Annotated in this window: 18 protein-coding genes; 12 read left to right on the forward strand and 6 right to left on the reverse strand. The window is 65.3% G+C overall.

Features of this window, described 5'->3' with window-relative positions:
* Nucleotides 1-27 precede the first annotated feature (27 nt).
* From hemA to WKW79_RS07075, 9 genes are all read left to right on the forward strand, one after another.
* The gene (hemA, locus tag WKW79_RS07035) at nt 28-1,299 is read left to right on the forward strand and encodes a glutamyl-tRNA reductase (protein WP_340334385.1); all 1,272 of its coding nucleotides are present in this window, start codon (nt 28-30) and stop codon (nt 1,297-1,299) included.
* A 180-nt stretch (nt 1,300-1,479) separates the two neighbouring features.
* Nucleotides 1,480-2,571 (forward strand): peptide chain release factor 1, encoded by a 1,092-nt coding sequence (gene prfA, locus WKW79_RS07040; RefSeq protein ID WP_340334386.1) that lies wholly within the window; start codon nt 1,480-1,482, stop codon nt 2,569-2,571.
* Nucleotides 2,571-3,404, forward strand: a complete 834-nt coding sequence (gene prmC, locus WKW79_RS07045) for a peptide chain release factor N(5)-glutamine methyltransferase (RefSeq protein WP_340334387.1) — start codon at nt 2,571-2,573, stop codon at nt 3,402-3,404. Before prfA ends, prmC begins: the two co-directional genes overlap by 1 nt.
* A gap of 34 nt (nt 3,405-3,438) precedes the next feature.
* Nucleotides 3,439-3,762 (forward strand): Grx4 family monothiol glutaredoxin, encoded by a 324-nt coding sequence (gene grxD / locus WKW79_RS07050; RefSeq protein ID WP_340334388.1) that lies wholly within the window; start codon nt 3,439-3,441, stop codon nt 3,760-3,762.
* A 13-nt stretch (nt 3,763-3,775) separates the two neighbouring features.
* Nucleotides 3,776-4,279, forward strand: coding sequence for a cupin domain-containing protein (locus WKW79_RS07055; RefSeq protein ID WP_340334389.1), 504 nt, complete (start codon nt 3,776-3,778; stop codon nt 4,277-4,279).
* 133 nt (nt 4,280-4,412) lie between these two features.
* Entirely contained in the window at nt 4,413-5,408 is a 996-nt protein-coding gene (locus WKW79_RS07060) for an AAA family ATPase (protein WP_340334390.1), read from the forward strand.
* A 102-nt stretch (nt 5,409-5,510) separates the two neighbouring features.
* A complete protein-coding gene (gene paeA / locus WKW79_RS07065; protein ID WP_340334391.1) occupies nt 5,511-6,806 on the forward strand; it encodes a polyamine export protein PaeA in 1,296 nt (431 codons plus the stop codon).
* Between the two features lie 634 nt (nt 6,807-7,440).
* Nucleotides 7,441-8,628 carry a DegT/DnrJ/EryC1/StrS family aminotransferase gene (locus WKW79_RS07070; protein ID WP_340334392.1) on the forward strand — a complete coding sequence of 396 codons (1,188 nt, stop codon included), beginning with the start codon at nt 7,441-7,443 and terminating at the stop codon, nt 8,626-8,628.
* Entirely contained in the window at nt 8,622-9,572 is a 951-nt protein-coding gene (locus WKW79_RS07075; protein WP_340334393.1) for a glycosyltransferase family 2 protein, read from the forward strand. Before WKW79_RS07070 ends, WKW79_RS07075 begins: the two co-directional genes overlap by 7 nt.
* Before the next feature lie 29 nt (nt 9,573-9,601).
* Here WKW79_RS07075 and WKW79_RS07080 read toward each other — a convergent pair whose 3' ends face one another.
* Both WKW79_RS07080 and WKW79_RS07085 read right to left on the reverse strand, forming a co-directional pair.
* On the reverse strand, nt 9,602-10,183 hold the full coding sequence (locus WKW79_RS07080; RefSeq protein ID WP_340334640.1) for a lytic transglycosylase domain-containing protein: 582 nt from the start codon (nt 10,181-10,183) through the stop codon (nt 9,602-9,604).
* A 76-nt stretch (nt 10,184-10,259) separates the two neighbouring features.
* Nucleotides 10,260-12,005: a proline--tRNA ligase gene (locus WKW79_RS07085; RefSeq protein ID WP_340334394.1), complete on the reverse strand. Its 1,746-nt coding sequence runs from the start codon at nt 12,003-12,005 to the stop codon at nt 10,260-10,262.
* Nucleotides 12,006-12,124: 119 nt separating this feature from the next.
* Here WKW79_RS07085 and WKW79_RS07090 point away from each other — a divergent pair, with 119 nt between their 5' ends.
* Together WKW79_RS07090 and WKW79_RS07095 are read left to right on the forward strand one after the other, a co-directional pair.
* Nucleotides 12,125-12,790 (forward strand): RNA pyrophosphohydrolase, encoded by a 666-nt coding sequence (locus WKW79_RS07090; protein WP_340334641.1) that lies wholly within the window; start codon nt 12,125-12,127, stop codon nt 12,788-12,790.
* 112 nt (nt 12,791-12,902) lie between these two features.
* Complete coding sequence (locus WKW79_RS07095; protein ID WP_340334395.1) at nt 12,903-13,334, forward strand: CNP1-like family protein; 432 nt, start codon at nt 12,903-12,905, stop codon at nt 13,332-13,334.
* A gap of 220 nt (nt 13,335-13,554) precedes the next feature.
* Here WKW79_RS07095 and proB read toward each other — a convergent pair whose 3' ends face one another.
* The 4 genes from proB to rplU all read right to left on the reverse strand — a co-directional run bounded on the left by proB (nt 13,555) and on the right by rplU (nt 16,539).
* Nucleotides 13,555-14,697: a glutamate 5-kinase gene (gene proB / locus WKW79_RS07100; protein ID WP_340334396.1), complete on the reverse strand. Its 1,143-nt coding sequence runs from the start codon at nt 14,695-14,697 to the stop codon at nt 13,555-13,557.
* A gap of 69 nt (nt 14,698-14,766) precedes the next feature.
* Entirely contained in the window at nt 14,767-15,864 is a 1,098-nt protein-coding gene (gene cgtA, locus WKW79_RS07105; protein WP_340334397.1) for an Obg family GTPase CgtA, read from the reverse strand.
* Nucleotides 15,865-15,957: 93 nt separating this feature from the next.
* Complete coding sequence (rpmA, locus tag WKW79_RS07110) at nt 15,958-16,218, reverse strand: 50S ribosomal protein L27 (RefSeq protein ID WP_007833244.1); 261 nt, start codon at nt 16,216-16,218, stop codon at nt 15,958-15,960.
* A 9-nt stretch (nt 16,219-16,227) separates the two neighbouring features.
* Complete coding sequence (rplU, locus tag WKW79_RS07115) at nt 16,228-16,539, reverse strand: 50S ribosomal protein L21 (protein WP_213953195.1); 312 nt, start codon at nt 16,537-16,539, stop codon at nt 16,228-16,230.
* Between the two features lie 268 nt (nt 16,540-16,807).
* Here rplU and WKW79_RS07120 point away from each other — a divergent pair, with 268 nt between their 5' ends.
* Nucleotides 16,808-17,737, forward strand: a complete 930-nt coding sequence (locus tag WKW79_RS07120; RefSeq protein ID WP_340334642.1) for a polyprenyl synthetase family protein — start codon at nt 16,808-16,810, stop codon at nt 17,735-17,737.
* Nucleotides 17,738-17,760: the final 23 nt, after the last annotated feature.

The following is a 17,760-nucleotide window of genomic DNA, read 5'->3' on the forward strand; positions in this document are numbered from 1 at the left end:
TTCGCGCCAAAATTTTATAATCGAGCGATGTCTGTCTGGGCCCTTGGGTTGAACCACACGACCGCGCCACTCGACCTGCGCGGTCGTTTTGCGTTCGCCCTCGACCAGATCGCCCCCACCCTGCACAGCCTGCGCAACTCCTTCGGCAGCCACCGGCACCCGCAGGTCGAGGCGGCCATCATCTCCACCTGCAACCGCACCGAGATCTATTGCGCCTCCGAGCACATGGCGCTGGACCACACCGTGGGCTGGCTGGCCGAAAGCGGTGGCGTCGCGCCCGCGCTACTGCGCTCGCATGCCTACACGCTGCACGATGACGCGGCCGCGCGCCATGCCTTTCGCGTGGCCAGCGGGCTCGATTCGATGGTCCTCGGCGAGGCGCAGATCCTGGGCCAGATGAAGGACGCCGTGCGCGCCGCCGAAACCGCGGGCGCCCTGGGCAGCACCCTCAACCAGTTGTTCCAGCGCTCCTTCGCCGTCGCCAAGGAAGTCCGCACTGCCACCGAGATCGGCGCCCATTCCATCAGCATGGCCGCCGCTTCGGTTCGGCTCGCGTCCCAGTTGTTCGAGGATCTGGCCAAGACCCGCGTGCTGTTCGTCGGTGCCGGCGAGATGATCGACCTGGCCGCCACGCACTTCGCGGCGCGCCGCCCCAAATCCATCGTCGTCGCCAACCGCACGTTGGAACGGGGCGAGAAGCTGGCGACCCGCTTCGGCGGCGAGGCGATGCGCCTGGCCGAACTGCCGGGCCGCCTGGCCGAATTCGACATCGTCGTCAGCTGCACCGCGAGCACCCTGCCCCTGATCGGCCTGGGTGCCGTGGAGCGTGCGCTCAAGCAGCGCAAGCACCGCCCGATGTTCATGGTCGACCTGGCCGTGCCGCGCGACATCGAGCCGGAAGTCCAGAAGCTGGAAGACGTCTACCTCTACACCGTGGACGACCTCGCGCAGGTCGTGCAGCAGGGCCAGGCCAGCCGCCAAGCCGCGGTAGCCCAGGCCGAAGTCATCATCGACGCGGGCGTTCAGAGCTTCATGCACTGGCTGGCCCAGCGCGGCACGGTGCCGCTGATCCAGCAGCTCAATGCGCAGGCCGACGAATGGCGGTCGCTGGAACTGGCGCGCGCACGCAAGCTGCTGGCCAAGGGCGAGGACATCGAAACGGTGCTCGAAGCCCTGTCGCGCGGCCTTACGCATAAGATGCTGCACGGCGCCATGGCCGAACTGCATGCCGGCGACAACGCCGCACGCGAGCAGACGGCGCAGACCCTGTCGCGCCTGTTCCTGCGCAAAGAGCGTTAGCGACGCTCATCGCCCCGCTCGCCCGCCGCCCCGAATGCGGACAGCCGAACGCAGAAGTCGCAAGGATTTCGCAAAGGTCGCAAGAAGGACCTCCAAAAATTTCTTTGCATCCTTTTGCGACTTCCGCGAAACCTTTGCGCCCTCTGCATTCGGTTCTCGCTCCCGAATTCCCGATCTCCGATGAAAACCTTCCTCCGCCAGCAACTCGACCGCTACGCCCAGCGCCTCGAAGAACTCGACTTCCTGCTCTCGCGTGAAGACATCATGGCCGACATGGCTCAGTACCGCGTGCTGTCGAAGGAGCATGCCCAGGTCACGCAGATCGCTGGCCGCTACTTGCGCTTCAAGCAGCGCGAGGCCGACCTGGCCGGCGCGCGCGAGATGCTGGACGACCCCGACATGGCCGAGATGGCGAAGGAGGAGATCGCCTCCGCCGAGGACGAGTTGCAAAAGCTCGAAGATGAACTGCAACGCCTGCTGCTGCCCAAGGACCCGGACGACGCCCGCAACGCCTTCGTAGAAATCCGGGCCGGCACCGGCGGCGACGAATCGGCCCTGTTCGCCGGCGACCTGCTGCGCATGTATACGCGCTACTGCGAACGCGCCGGCTGGCGCTGCGAAATCGTGAGCGACTCGCCCAGCGAACTCGGAGGCTTCAAGGAAGTGGTGATCCGTGTGGTCGGTGATGACGTGTTCGGCAGGCTGCGCTTTGAATCGGGCGGCCACCGCGTGCAACGCGTGCCGGCCACCGAGACCCAGGGCCGCATCCACACCAGCGCCTGCACTGTCGCCGTCTTGGCTGAACCGGACGAGGCGCAAGCCGTGCAGATCAACCCGGCCGACCTGCGCATCGACACCTACCGCGCCAGCGGCGCCGGTGGCCAGCACATCAACAAGACCGATTCGGCGGTGCGCATCACGCACATCCCGACCGGCATCGTGGCCGAATGCCAGGACGACCGCTCGCAGCACCGCAACAAGGCCAAGGCGCTGCAGGTGCTGTCCGCCCGCATCCAGGAAAAGGATCGCAGCGAGCGTGCCGCCAAGGATGCGGCCGAACGCAAGGGCCTGATCGGCACCGGCGATCGCTCCGACCGCATCCGCACCTACAACTTCCCGCAAGGCCGGCTCACCGACCACCGCATCAACCTCACGCTCTACAAGCTGCTGATGATCATGGAAGGCGACCTCGGCGAAGTGCTGGACGCCCTCAAGGCGGCGCGCGAGGCCGAGCAGTTGGCCGAGCTGGAATCGTCCGCGCTGCCTGCCTGATGCCGATGACGATCCAGAAGGCGCTGCGCGCCGCCGCAAAGCGCGGCGTCGACCGGCTCGATGCGCAACTGTTGCTCCTGCATGCACTGGGCCGGCCGGTGCATGAGCGTGCGTGGCTACTGTCCCACGACACCGACAAACTGCCGCCCGCCGCACGGCAATCCTTCGAGTCACTCTGCGCGCGCCGCGCCAACGGCGAGCCTGCCGCCTACCTGCTCGGCGAGAAAGAGTTCCACGGCCTCGCGCTGCGAGTCGATGCGCGCGTCCTCGTTCCCCGACCGGACACGGAGACCTTGGTCGAATGGGCGCTCACGCGCATGCCGCCCGCGATGGCATCGCGCGTGCTCGACCTCGGCACCGGCAGCGGCGCCATCGCGCTGGCACTCCAACACGCGCGCCCCGATGCGAAAGTCGATGCCGTCGATGACAGCGCCGATGCGCTGGAGGTCGCACGCGCCAATGCCGCCCGCCTCGGCCTGCCGGTCCATTTCACCCAGGCCGACTGGCTGGCCGGCGCGGCCATGGGCTACGACCTCATCGTTTCCAATCCGCCCTATATCGCCGCCGATGACGCCCACCTCGTCGCCCTTCAGCACGAACCCCTGAGCGCACTCGCCTCCGGCCCCGACGGCCTCGACGACATCCGCCGCATCGTGCAGGACGCCCCTGCCCACCTCGCCGACGGCGGCTGGCTCCTCCTCGAACACGGCTTCGACCAGGCCCCCGCCGTCCGCGCCCTGCTCACCGAACGCGGCTTCGCCGACGTGCAAAGCCGCGACGACCTCGCCGGCATCGCGCGCTGTTCCGGCGGAATCTGGCGCACGGTGAAATAATCCGCCCCAACCCACTCATCCAAGGAGCCTGCCCATGAGCGACGCCCAGCAACGCATCGACGACCTCGTCAAATCCAACGACATCCTGCTCTTCATGAAGGGCAATGCCAGCTTCCCCATGTGCGGCTTCTCCGGCCGCGCGATCCAGATCCTCAAGGCCGTCGGCGTCGACACCAAGTCGCTCAAGACCGTCAACGTGCTGGAAGACGACGGCATCCGCCAGGGCATCAAGGAATACAGCCAATGGCCGACCATTCCGCAGCTCTACGTCAAGGGCGAGTTCATCGGTGGCTCGGACATCATGATGGAGATGTACGAATCCGGCGAGCTGCAGCAGGTCATCAACGCCACAGCTTGACCGGCTCAGCGGCATGAGCCACGACCACGCCGATCATTCCCACGGCGACGGCGGCGAACCCGCCTGGAAGCACGACGGCGTGCGCGTCATCCCCGGCAACCAGCTCGACGGCAACACCGCCCAGACGCCGGGCATGGACCGCAAGGCCGCCATCAACTTCGCCCGCGTCGGCGCGCAGAAGTTGTGGGCCGGCACCGTGACCATCCATGCCAATGCCAAGACCGGCGCCCATCACCACGGCCACCTGGAATCGGTGATCTACGTGGTCAGCGGCAAGGCCCGCATGCGCTGGGGCGAGCATCTCGAATTCACGGCCGAAGCCGGCCCCGGCGATTTCATCTACGTGCCGCCCTACGTGCCGCACCAGGAAATCAACGCCAGCGAGACCGAGGCCCTGCACTGCGTCCTGTGCCGCAGCGACGGCCAGGCCGTGGCCATCAACCTCGACATCGAGCCTGTCGAGAAGCCAGACACCGTGCTGTGGGTCGATCCCACGCATCCGCACGGCGGCGTGTAGGAGAAACGCGCGTCCTCCATCCGACTGTGGACGGTCTGTAGCAAAAAGCCAAAAACGAGAAAACTTGGACAGACACCGGCTTCGGGCACGGCTTATGCTGCTGTATCGAAGTGTTCGAAACCGGAGGTGTCTCATGGATTCCCGCAGTCTCGTCCCCGCTTCCCCCGCCTTCCAGCTGCCGGTGGCCAACCTGCGCAGCGTGTTCCAGACGCACGACGTCGAGCGCAAGCTCGCCAAGCTGCCCGACCGGGACCACGAAAACCTCCGCACCACCTACGAGCGCATGCTCGAACGCGGCCCGGAGCGCTTCCAGGTCAAGCCCAGCGGCGTGCCCGAGATGGCCGCCCTCTACGCGCAGCTTCCCAACTTCACCGACGTCCTCGACGACGTGCGCCGCCACGTGGCGCTCGCGCAGGACAGCCGCGACGGCCTGGAGGTCACGCCGATGCTCCTGCTCGGCCCGCCCGGCATCGGCAAGACCCATTTCGCGAAGAAGCTGGCCGAACTGCTCGGCACCGGAATGTCGCTGGTGCCGATGAACTCGATGACCGCCGGGTGGCTGCTCTCGGGCTCCTCCTCGCAATGGAAGGGCGCCAAGCCGGGCAAGGTCTTCGAGACCCTGGTCGACGGCCAATATGCCAACCCGGTCATGGTCGTCGACGAGATCGACAAGGCCGGCGCCGACGCCCAATACGACCCGCTCGGCGCGCTCTACAACCTGCTCGAGCACGACACGGCCCACAGCTTCATCGACGAGTTCGCCGAGATCCCCATCGACGCCAGCCAGGTCATCTGGATCACCACGGCCAACGACGAACGCAACATCCCCGAGCCGATCCTCAACCGCATGAACGTGTTCGAGATCGATGTCCCCACGCCGGAAGCGTCGCGCCAGATCGCGCGCAGCCTCTACGCGTCGATCCGCGCCGAACACGATTGGGGCCGCCTGCTCAACCCCGAGCCGGCCGACGACGTCATCGACCACCTCGCCACGCTGGCGCCACGCGAGATGCGCCGCGCACTGATGACGGGCTTCGGCAACGCACGTCTCGCGCACCGGGATGAAGTGCGCGTCGACGACCTGCCCCGCGCCTCCGCAAACAAGAGCCGCATGGGCTTCGTGCAATAGCTGGGAATGCCCTGGGCAAGTCCCGCGAGATGCGCTCCGCGCGGGACTCGTCCAGGGCCTCGCGCATGTCATGGCACCATCATGGTCTGAAAAGACCGTGCCATGTCCCTGACCCAAAGCCTCATCCTCATCGCCCTCCTCATCGCGGCGAGTGCTTTCTTCTCACTTGCCGAGATTTCCCTCGCCGCATCGCGCCGCCTGCGCCTGCGGCAGATGGCCGATGAAGGCGATGCGCGCGCAGACCGCGTGCTGCGCGTGCAGGAACAGCCCGGCCACTACTTCACCGTCGTGCAGATCGGCCTCAACGCGGTCGCGATCCTCGGCGGCGTCGTCGGCGAAGGCGCCTTCTCTCCCTCGTTCGTGCAGATCTTCGAGCAATGGACCAGCCCGGAAGCAGCTGCGCGCTGGGCCTTCGCCTGCTCCTTCGTCGTGGTGATCTCGCTGTTTCTGGTGTTCGCCGACCTGTTCCCCAAGCGCCTGGGCATGGCCGATCCTGAGCGCCTGGCCGTGCGCATGGTCGGACCGATGAACGTCCTCATCACCACCTTCAAGCCGCTGGTCTGGCTCTTCACGCACAGCACCGACATGCTCTTCAAGCTGCTCGGCATGCCGCTGCAGCGCGACGAGAAGATCACCTCCGCCGACATCCTCGCCATGACCGAGGCCGGCGCCCGCGCCGGCGTGCTGGCCGTGCGCGAGCAGCAGGTGATCGCCAACGTGTTCGAACTCGACACGCGCCTCGTCAGCAGCGTCATGACCTCGCGCGACCGCATCACCTGGTTCCAGAAGGACGACCCCGAGTCCGTGCTGCGCGCCCGCATCGTGGCCGAGCCCTTCTCCGCCTATCCGGTCTGCGATGGCGACATCGACCACGTGCTGGGCTACGTCGATGCCAAGGACATGTTCCAGCGCGTGCTGAGCGGCCAGCCGCTCGCGCTCGACCAGGGCGTGCCGCTGCACAAGGCGCTCGTCGTGCCCGACCGCCTGTCGCTGACCGAAGTTCTGGAACAGTTCCAGCAGGCGCACGAGGACTTCGCGGTCATCGTCAACGAGTACAGCCTCGTGGTCGGGGTCATCACGCTCAACGACGTGATGAGCACCGTGATGGGCGACCTGGTCAGCGGCCTGGACGAAGAACCACAGATCATCCGCCGCGACGATAACTCCTGGCTCATCGATGGCGTCACGCCGATCCAGGACGTGCTGCGCGCACTCGACATCGAGGCACTCCCCCATGCCGATGAATACGAGACGATGGCCGGCTTCCTGATGGTCATGCTGCGCCGCGTGCCACGTCGCACCGACCGAGTCGTGGCGGGCGGCTACACCTTCGAGGTGATGGACGTGGACAGCTATCGGATCGACCAGGTGATGGTCAGCAGGATACGCGAGGAGTAACGCGCGGTTCCGATGCGCCATATCGCAACCGAAGTCGCTGCGCAGCACGCGGACGCTGTTTGGCTCAAGCCCGCGGCGCTCGCCGCTCTGGTGCACTTGGCTCGGATCAGGTCGAGCGCTTTCTCACGTTGATCACTGAGATGTGAGCGCGCCACGCGCTCGGTGAGCCATCTCGCACGCCACGGCCAACACAACGAGACGCATCCGGGCTCCAGCGCAGGAGCGCACATCGGGAATTTGGGCTGAACCAAAACCTCGCAGAGCCGTTTCGAACGGTGCCTATGCCCTCTCAGAGCCCTGGCCATTGCGCTACTTGACGGCTGAGTTTCGCCTCCCACGGTAAGGCCCGTTCTCAAAAATTCGGCGCAATGTCGAGGTCGCCGGTTCGCCTGAACGCTCAAGTGATTGATTTCATTGGATTTTCTGAAACATTTCCTTACTACTTATTGCGTATCTCCCGATACACCGAACGACCTGACCGCTAGCTGACCAACAAAGCTGAGCCAAGCCCAAAAAAGCCCGTTGCACGGAGGAAATTGTTAACTAATGTTTTCTTTGTGGGTAGGATTGTTTCGTAGCCCGGCACGCAACGCTACAAGACCAATCCGTCGAACCTTCAACACGTCTTATCACCATGCAAAGAAAAGAAGAGTTTCTGGTGTTCGGTTCACCGCAGATCGAGCAGGACGACATCGACGCGGTCGAGTCCGTGCTGCGGTCGGGGTGGCTCGGAACCGGCCCAAAGGTGGCGCAATTCGAGCGGGAGTTCGCGCTCTATCGGGGTGCGCGCCATTCGATGGCGCTGAATTCGTGCACTGCGGCATTGCATCTTTCGCTTCTCGCCTCCGGAGTCGGGCCGGGCGACGAAGTCATCACGACACCGATGACTTTCTGCGCAACCGTCAACGCCATCATTCACGCAGGCGCCAAGCCGGTCCTGGCCGACATCGATCCCAAGACGCTGAACATCGACCCAGCGCAGGTGCTGCAGAAGATCACGCCCCGCACGCGCGCCATTGTGCCGGTGCATTTCGCCGGCCGCCCTTGCGACATGGACGCATTGATGGCGATCGCCGGCCACCATGGCATCAAGGTCATCGAGGACTGCGCGCACGCAATCGAGACCGAGTATCACGGCCACAGCGCCGGCACCATCGGCGACTTCGGCTGCTTCTCCTTCTACGTCACCAAGAACATCGTCACCGGCGAAGGCGGCATGGTGTTTGCGCGCCGGGAAGAAGACGCGGCGCGCATCAAGATCCTCGGCCTGCACGGCATGAGCAAGGACGCCTGGAAGCGCTTCAGCGACGAAGGCTACAAGCACTACTACGTCGTGGCCGCCGGCTTCAAATACAACATGATGGACCTGCAGGCTGCCATCGGCCTGAAGCAACTCGAGCGTGTCGAGCGCTACTGGCGGCGGCGCGAGGCGATCTGGACGCGCTACATGGACGAACTGGCGGACCTGCCCCTCGAATTGCCTGCGCGCGTCGCGCCCCACACACGCCATGGCCATCACCTGTTCACCATACATGTCGACGCGAAGCGCTGCGGTATTTCGCGCGATGCCTTCCTGGACGCCATGACCGCGCAGGGCATCGGCGTCGGCGTGCACTACCTCTCGCTCAACGAACACCCGTACTACCAGGAGACCTATGGCTGGCGGCCCGAGGATGCGCCGCACGCACACCGGGTCGGCCGCCAGACCGTGTCGCTGCCGATCTCCGCGAAGTTGAGCGATGCGGACGTCACGCGCGTGATCGGCGCGGTGCGCTCGACCCTGCATGCGCAAGACATGCGCGCTGCGGCCACGGCATGCTGATCTCGGTACTGATTCCGGCCTATGCCAGGCCAGAGCAGTTGGGAGAAGCGCTCGCAAGCATTGCGCAACAGGATCGCGCACTGATCGGCGAGATCATCATCGGCGACGACAGCCCGCGCGAATATTGGGAACGCAACCGGGCAGTGATTGCAGCGAGCGGCTTGGCCGACCTGATCGACTACGTGCCAAGCGACCCGCCAAAGGGCACGTACCCCAACCAGTGTTTTCTGGGCATGCGAGCCAGGTTTGGCCACCTCCTCTATCTCCACAACGACGACACGCTCTGCCCAGACGCGCTGCGCGTATTGGCCGATGCCTCCATGAGCGAGACAGACGACTCGGTCAAGCTCTGGTTCGGCCGCAACCTGATCATGGACGAGGACGGTCGCGTCGACCTGGTCCGCAGCGCCGAGAACGATCGCGTGTACGGCAAGACCGGCAGCGCACGCGCACAGCCGATGTGGCAATGGTGCCTGACCCAATCCGTCCCGCCCGATGCCTTCCTGATTGAAAGAGACACCTACCTGCAATACATGCAGGGCCCGCGTGACGGCAACGTGGGCGACTGGGCCATGCACGTGCGCCTTGCCAACGGCGGCGTGTCGGCCCGCTACATCGATCGGGAGGTTTCGGCGTATCGCGTCCAGGCAGACTCGGTCACAAATGCGGGCCGCGGCATGGATGTCCACCTGTACTACGAATTCACCAAGCAGCTCCGAGTACCGCCCGAGGGAATCGCGCTACGGCAGAAAAGAGCCTCGCGCATCGCCCCGGTGGCAACGATGCGCTATGCGCGGGACGGCGAGCGCCTCCGTGCATGGAAATGCTTTGTCTCGCCAGACTGGAACTGGCGCCAACGCCTCTCCGGGAGAGGAATGATGGCCCTGGTTGCGTTGTCGATGCCTCGGCCACTCTGGACCTGGGCGCTGCGCAACCGGGATTAGGCAAGCCTCACGTCGCACGCGGCACCGGTTCAATCAACTGACGGGCGGTCCGTGAACTTCCAGTTGCGCTGGTTGGCGAACACGGCGTTCGGATACGGCGCCTTGCCCCGGCTGCCGTTGTAGCGACCGAGCGCCAGGAACAGGTCGCCGTTCTCCAGCCCCAGGTAGTGGCGAAGGATGACGCAGCCAAAGCGCAGGTTGGTCTGCATGCGGAACAACTGTCCCGCGTCGCCGTCGCCGATCACGCGGGTCCAGAACGGCATCACCTGCATCAGCCCGCGCGCCCCCGCGCTGGACACCGCGAACTTCCGGAAGTTGCTCTCCACCTGGATCAGCCCCAGCACCAGGCTCACATCCAGCGCCGAGCGCCGGGTTTCGTACCAGACCGTTTGCAGGAACTCGATGCGCGGCTGGGGCTCCGGCACCTTCTTCTTCAGCCGTTCGCTCATCTCGCCGAGCCACCGCAGGTAGGCCAAGCGCGACGCGGTGTCATTGAACTCCGGGATCGGCGGCGCGGCGCTGTGTATCGATGCCGACAAGGCATTGCGCACTGCGTCGATCATCGGCTCCTCGAGTTGTGCACCGGCCAGTGCTGCGCGAGGCAGCGCCATCGACAACGCACCGCCCGCGGCGGCGCCCAGGCAAGCGCGCCGCGAGAGTGTCACCGGTTGGCCTCCGGCGCTACGTTCATGCCGCGAGCCGGGCCCGGATATGGGCCGCGGCCTTCGCCGCCGGCACCTTGGTCGCCGCCGTGTCGCGGCGATGCTGGTACTCGTACTGGCCTTCCTTGATGCCGCGGTCGGACACCACGATCCGATGCGGCACGCCGATCAGTTCCCAATCGGCGAACATCGCGCCGGGGCGCTCGCCGCGATCGTCCAGCAGCACGTCGACGCCCGCGCCGCGCAGTTCTTCGTAGAGCGCCTCCGCCGCAGCCTTGACGTCCACGCTGCGGTCCATGCCGATCGGGCAGACCACGACGGTGAAAGGCGCGATCGCATCCGGCCAGATGATCCCGCGCTCGTCATGGTTCTGCTCGATGGCCGCGGCCGGCAGCCGCGTGATGCCGATGCCATAGCAGCCCATTTCCAGGAACTGCGGCTTCCCGCCCTCGTCGAGGAAGGTGGCGTTCATGTCCCGGCTGTACTTGGTGCCCAGCACGAACACATGGCCGACCTCGATGCCGCGTTCGATCGCGAGCAGGCCCTTGCCGTCCGGCGACGGGTCGCCGGCGACCACATTGCGCAGGTCGGCGACGAGATCGGGCTCGGGCAGGTCGCGCCCCCAGTTCACGCCGGTCATGTGGAAGTCGACCTCGTTGGCGCCCGTGATCCAGTCGGCCATCACTGCCACTTCGCGGTCGGCGACGAGCTTGACGGGCTTCTTCATGTTCAGCGGTCCGAGGTAGCCGGGCTTGCAGCCGAAATGCTCATCGATTTCGCCGATGGACGCAAAGCGGAAGCCCGCGTCCAGGCCAGGGACCTTGCTGACCTTGATCTCGTTCATGTCGTGGTCGCCGCGCAGCAGCAGCAGCCAGACCTGCGCGCCGACGATGTTGCCCTTGGCGTCAAGCGTGTCGGTTGCGAGCACCAGCGACTTGACCGTCGTGGCCAGCGGCACGCCGAGCAGCACGGCCACGTCTTCGCAGGTGGCCTTGCCGGGCGTCGGCGTCTTGGCCAGCGCGTTGGAAGCCGCAGGCCGCGGGCCAGCCGGCGCCATGGCCTCGGCCTTTTCCATGTTGGCCGCGTAGTCGCTGTCCGGGCAGTAGACGATCGCGTCTTCGCCGGTCGCGGCGATCACCTGGAACTCCTCGCTCATGTCGCCGCCGATGGCGCCGCTGTCGGCCGCCACCGCACGGTAGGTCAGCCCAAAGCGGTCGAAGATCCGGCGATAGGCCTGCGCCATGTTCTGGTAGCTCGCCTTGGCCGCCGTCAGGTCGCGGTCGAAGCTGTACGCGTCCTTCATCGTGAACTCGCGCCCACGCATCAGGCCGAAGCGCGGGCGACGCTCGTCGCGGAACTTGGTCTGGATCTGGTAGAAGTTGCGCGGCAGTTGCTTGTAGCTGCGAATCTCCTGGCGGGCGATGTCGGTCACGACCTCTTCGCTGGTCGGCTGCACCACGTAGTCGCGCTCATGGCGGTCCTTGATGCGCAGCAGTTCGGGGCCCATCTTGTCGAAGCGGCCGCTCTCCTGCCACAGCTCGGCCGGCTGCACCACCGGCATGGTCAGCTCGACCGCGCCGGCCCGGTCCATCTCCTCGCGCACGATCGCCTCGACCTTGCGGATCACGCGCAAGCCCATCGGCATGTAGGTGTAGACCCCCGCGCCGAGCTTCTTGATCATGCCCGCGCGCATCATGAGGCGATGGCTCGCCACCTCGGCGTCGGTCGGTGCTTCCTTGAGGGTGGAGACAAAAAAACGGGATGCTTTCATCTTGCGCGGCTGGGTCAGTGAGGAGGTGTGCAGGCCCGGGGGCCTTCGAACCGGTCCGCTTGCCGTGCGTAACACGGCGTGCATAATCGACTCAGTTCATAGAAATTTGGGGTTTGATTATGCTCGACCGGGACGGCTTCAGGCCCAACGTCGGCATCATCCTGCTCAACCAGAGAAACCAGGTTTTTTGGGGCAAGCGCATACGCACCCACTCCTGGCAGTTCCCGCAAGGCGGCATTGATCGCGGCGAAAGCCCCGAGCAAGCCATGTTCCGCGAGCTGCATGAGGAAGTGGGCCTTCATCCGGAGCATGTGCGCATCGTGGCCCGTACCCGCGACTGGTTGCGCTACGAGGTGCCGGATCGGTTCATCCGCCGTGACGCACGCGGTCACTACAAAGGCCAGAAGCAGATCTGGTACTTGCTGCAATTGACGGGGCACGACTGGGATCTGAACCTTCGGGCGACGGATCATCCGGAGTTCGACGCCTGGCGCTGGCACGACTACTGGGTGCCGCTCGATGTCGTCGTCGAGTTCAAGCGGGGCGTCTATGAAATGGCCCTGACAGAGCTGGCGCGCTACCTGCCGCGCCAGGATTTCCGCAACCGCTTCCTGCGCAGCAACGTGCGAGGGCGGGACTTCGATCGCCATCCGTTCGATGCCGGCGCACCCGTCGGCATGGATCTGCCGCCGGGCGGCACATTCGATCCGAACCCCAATCTATCTTCCGCGAGCGATGAGTCTTCTTCTCCCCACAACGCGCCTTTCGTGCCGACGCAGCGCTGAGCTTGCGCTGGCGCTGGCCGCCTGCTGTTTCCTTGGCGCATGCGCCTCCTCCGCCGGTCGCAGCCGGGACAACCCGGACTGGGCCCAGGCCGGATCGCCGCCGCCACCGACGGTGACCGCCAGCGACGTCGAATGGAAGGAAACCGACGTGCCGCCGCCGCCCGCCTTCGCAGAGGGCCGGGCGATTCCCATCGAGATGCCCACTCGCTCGGCGCTCAACTTCAGCGTCGATCCGGAGACCATCGTGATCACGAATGACGGCGTCGTCCGGTATGTGGTGTTGTCCCGCAGCCAGCAAGGCGGCGCATTCAACGCCTACTACGAGGGCGTGCGCTGTTCCACCGACGAGGTCAAGACCTACGCCCGTTTCAACGACGGCAAGTGGGTTGAAGCCAAGGATCCCGAGTGGAAGCCCTACCGGCAGATCAAGTCGGGCTATGTGTCGCGGCTGACCTACCAAGGCCTTTGCCGAGGCCACGGGCCCCAGGTGTCGGTGAGAGAGACGGTGCAGTTGCTGCGCAAGCCGGTGCGCGAGGTCGAGTAGGCGAGCTTGCTGCGCCGCCAGGGCTCAGAGGCTTAGGGAATAAGGGGCGCAGAAGGCGTGAAGATTCCGTAGCGCGGGCGCCGAGGTCGGGTTGAGGAGCGGAACCGCACTCCCGTGCGGTGACAACGAAGTTGCGGCAGAGGCTAACAACTGCGCGACAGCGCTTGTTATGCCGGAGCCAACACCGCAGACCCGAGATCGGCGTCCGCAGTAGGAATATTCATGCCTTCGGCATGAGGACCATGTTGTCGCGGTGCACCATCTCCGGCTCCGCCACGTATCCCAGCAGTTGCTCGATCTGGCCAGACGGCTTGCGGCACAGCAACCGCGCCTCGGCGCTGGAATAGTTGGCCAGCCCGCGCGCCAACTCGGCGCCCGCCGGGTCGCGTACCGCGATCACGTCCCCGCGCGAGAAATCACCCTCCACCGCGGTCATGCCGATCGGCAACAGGCTCTTGCCTTCGGCCCGGACCTTGGCCGCCGCACCGTTGTCCACCGTGACGGCGCCGCGCATCTGAAGGTGATCGGCCATCCAGCGCTTGCGCGCCTGGTGCTTGGCCGTCTGCGCCACCAGCAAAGTGCCGATGGCCTCGCCGCCCGCCAAGCGCAGCAGGGCATCCTGCTCACGGCCCCAGGCGATTACTGTCGAGGCGCCGGAAGCGGCGGCGCGCTTGGCGGCCAGAATCTTGGTGATCATGCCGCCGCGCCCCAGGCTGGAACCGGCACCGCCGGCCATGACTTCGAGTGCCGGGTCTCCGGCCACGGCTTCATGCACGAAGGTGGCCGACGCATCCTTGCGCGGATCCGCCGTGAACAAGCCTTTCTGGTCAGTCAGGATGACGAGCGCATCGGCTTCCACCAGGTTGGCAACCAACGCGCCCAGCGTGTCGTTGTCGCCGAACTTGATCTCGTCGTTGACCACCGTGTCGTTCTCGTTGATGACCGGCACCACGCCGTGCGCGAGCAGGGTCACCAGGGTCGAGCGCGCATTGAGGTAGCGCTCGCGGTCGGCCAGGTCGGCATGGGTCAGCAGGACCTGCGCGCTTCCAAGATTGTTCTCGCGCAGCTTGGTCTCGTACATCTGCGCGAGCCCCATCTGCCCGACGGCAGCGGCCGCTTGCAGTTCATGCACCTCGTGGGGCCGCGTGCGCCAGCCAAGGCGCTTCATGCCCTCGGCAATGGCGCCACTCGACACCATCACCACCTCGCGACCGTCGCGCACCAGTCCCGCGAGCTGACGGCACCATTCACCGATCGCGGCCTCATCGAGGCCACGGCCTTCGTTGGTGACCAGGCTCGAGCCAACCTTGACCACGATGCGACGTGCATCACGCAGGGCGGTGGAATGGGGGCGTTGGGTCATGTCGGACTGGAGCGGTCAATTGGGGCGAGGGTTGCCATCATTTTCGATGGCAGCACGGTGCGAAGGAACTCAGGCGGATTCGGTCGGAGCGGCGCCCGGACCTGAAGGCTCGGGCGCAAAGCGTGGATCGATCTCCGCCGGTGCCTGCTCGGCGACTTGCTCGGCCTTCACATGCTGGTAGATCGCCTTGACCAGCGGCTCGCAACCTTCCCGCGTCAGCGCGGAAATCTCGAACACCGGCCCCTTGAAGCGCAGCCGCTTGACGAAGTCCTTCACCAGCGCGCCACGTTCGTCCTCGGGCACCATGTCGAGCTTGTTGAGCACCAGCCAGCGCGGCTTCTGATACAGCGCCGCGTCGTACTTCTTCAGCTCGCCAACGATGGCCTTGGCCTGCGCCACGGGGTCGACGCTATCGTCGAAGGGCGCCATGTCGATCACGTGCAGCAGCAGGCGGGTGCGCTGCAGATGCCGAAGGAACAGATGGCCGAGGCCCGCGCCTTCGGACGCGCCCTCGATCAGGCCAGGCAGGTCCGCGACCACGAAGCTTTGCTCCGGACCGACGCGAACCACACCCAGGTTCGGATGCAAGGTCGTGAACGGGTAGTCGGCGATACGCGGCCGCGCATTCGAGATGGCGCTGATCAGGGTCGACTTGCCAGCGTTGGGCATGCCGAGCAAGCCGACGTCTGCCAGCACCTTGAGTTCGAGCTTGAGGCTTTTCTTCTCGCCGGGCCAGCCGGGCGTCTTCTGCCGCGGCGCGCGGTTGATCGCGCTCTTGAAGCGCATGTTGCCGAAGCCGCCGTCGCCACCCTTGGCGATGGTGATCACCTCGCCCGGCACCAGGAGTTCGTAGAGCACCTCGCCGGTCTCGGCGTCGGTGATGATGGTGCCCACCGGCATCTTCAGCGTGATGTCGTCGCCGGCCGCGCCGAACATGTCGGAGCCCATGCCGTGCTGGCCGCGCTTGGCATCGTGCCGGCGCGAATAGCGGAAGTCGACCAAGGTATTGAGATTGGGATCGGCCACCGCGAAAACGTGGCCGCCACGGCCGCCGTCGCCGCCGTTCGGGCCGCCGAACTCCTTGTACTTCTCATGGCGGAACGACACGCAGCCGTTGCCGCCATCGCCGGCGGCGATGTCGATGAAGGCTTCGTCAACGAACTTCATGGGATATCAGTCTATAGAGAGGCGCCCTGCCCGGGCGGAAAACGAAAAAGCCCCGACGAGCGGGGCTTCGAAGCGGGTCGAAGTGACCTGGGCTTAAGCCGCAGGGGTCACGTTGACCGTGTGCTTGTTCAGCGCACCCTTGTGACCGAACGACACGTGGCCGTCGACCAGGGCGAACAAGGTGTGATCCTTGCCCACGCCGACGTTGACGCCGGGGTGGAACTGCGTGCCACGTTGGCGAACGATGATCGAGCCTGCGCTGATCAGTTCACCGCCGAAGGCCTTCACGCCGAGCATCTTGGGCTTGGAGTCGCGCCCGTTTCGCGTTGAGCCGCCGCCTTTTTTCTGTGCCATTTCAGCTCCTTAACCGGCGATCGCGCCGATTTGCAGTTCGGTGAACTGCTGGCGATGGCCTTGACGTTTCTGATAGTGCTTGCGACGGCGCATCTTGAAGATGTGCACCTTGTCGTGCTTGCCGTGCGACAGCACCGTGGCTGTCACCGTTGCGCCGGACACCAGGGGCGCGCCGATCTTGATGTCCGAGCCGTTGCCGACTGCGAGAACCTGATCGATCACGATTTCCTGGCCTACGTCCGCAGCAATCTGTTCTACTTTAATTTTTTCGCCGGAAGCAACGCGATACTGCTTGCCGCCGGTTTTTATGACCGCGTACATGTAATGACCTCTTTGTCCCTGTGAAGGGGTGATGGCTCCACGGACGAATTTCCGCAGAGCCCAAGATTATAGCCCGGAATTGTCAGCTAACGCTAACCGGCTTTTCCGCGCAGGGGAGGCGGGTGGGTCGCTCCCTATAATCCCGGCCAACCCGGCCATGCAGGCCGCCCTCAGAAATCACCCCTCCCCGGCGCCTTGCGCTTCCGCTTTGTCAGTCTCCTCTGCTGCTTCTTCCACAAACGCCGTACTTGACCTGATCGCCGAAGACATGGCCGAGGTCGACCGCGTGATTGCCACGCGACTCGACACCGGCGTGCCGCTGGTCAGCGAGGTTTCGCGCTACATCATTTCGGCGGGCGGCAAGCGCCTGCGCCCCGCGCTGCTGCTCCTGATGAGCGGCGCGCTTGGGTATCGCGGGGCGCAGCGTTTCAATTTGGCGGCGGTGGTCGAGTTCATCCACACCGCGACGCTGTTGCACGACGACGTGGTCGACGAGTCCACGCTGCGCCGCGGCCGCGCCACAGCCAATGAGTCCTTCGGCAATCCGGCCAGCGTGCTGGTTGGCGACTTTCTCTATTCGCGCGCGTTCCAGATGATGCTGGACGCCGACAACATGCGCGTGATGCAGATCCTGGCCGAAGCGACCAACGTGATCGCCGAAGGCGAAGTCCTGCAGTTGATGAACATGCACGACGCCACGCTCGACGAGGCGGCCTACCTGCGCGTCATCCGCTCGAAGACGGCCAAGTTGTTCGAAGCCAGCACCCGGCTGGCGGCCGTGCTCGCCGGGTCCACACCCGCCGTCGAGGAAGCATGCGCCACTTTCGGGCAGGCGCTGGGCACGGCATTCCAGGTGATCGACGACGTGCTCGACTATGCCGGCGACGCCAGCGAAACCGGCAAGAACCTCGGGGACGACCTGCGCGAAGGCAAGGCCACGCTGCCGCTCATCCTGGCCATGCAGCGCGCGACACCGGAAGACAGCGCTCTCATTCGCAATGCCATCGAGGCTGGCGACACTGAAAAGCTGCCCGCCATCGTGGCCATCGTGCGCGCCACGGGCGCGCTGGATGCCACCCGCGCCGCTGCGGCAGCGGAGGCCCAACGCGCAATCGACGCGTTGAAAGCCATGCCTTCGAATTCGCACTCGCAAGGTTTGCTACAATTGGCGGCTCAGTTGCTTGAGCGTCGCACCTAAGTTACCTAAAAGTCTTACGCGGG

This window comes from Variovorax robiniae (assembly GCF_037889955.1).
GTDB lineage: Bacteria > Pseudomonadota > Gammaproteobacteria > Burkholderiales > Burkholderiaceae_C > Variovorax > Variovorax robiniae.